The sequence below is a fragment of the Pseudomonas sp. HY7a-MNA-CIBAN-0227 genome (assembly GCF_040310325.1).
Taxonomy (GTDB): domain Bacteria; phylum Pseudomonadota; class Gammaproteobacteria; order Pseudomonadales; family Pseudomonadaceae; genus Aquipseudomonas.
Genome location: NZ_JBEOPT010000238.1, coordinates 1 through 256, shown reverse-complemented (window position 1 = coordinate 256; position 256 = coordinate 1). Strand labels below are relative to the sequence as shown.

1 protein-coding gene is annotated in these 256 nt (G+C 59.8%); it reads right to left on the bottom strand.

What is annotated here, in order from left to right; translation table 11 throughout:
- On the bottom strand, positions 1 to 254 hold a 254-nt coding region (locus AAEZ06_RS27740; protein ID WP_350617361.1), incomplete at its 3' end, for an L-threonylcarbamoyladenylate synthase.
- Positions 255 to 256: the final 2 nt, after the last annotated feature.

Below are 256 nucleotides of genomic sequence, written 5' to 3'. Positions count from 1 at the left end.
AGCCAGGTGTTGGGTCCCGGCCAGGTGCTGGCCATGCGGTCCATCCACAACTCGGGAAAATCCTCGAACAGGAAGTCGAACTGGTGAATATTGTCGGCGACCAGAATCAGGCCCTTCTCCATGGACCGTCCCTTGATCATCAGCAAACGTTCCACTGCGCTCTGATCCCAGGGGTCGCAACCCAGACCCCAGACCGCTTCGGTTGGATAGGCAATCACCGCGCCTGAGCGAACGGCTTGCGCGGCTTGTTGCACAC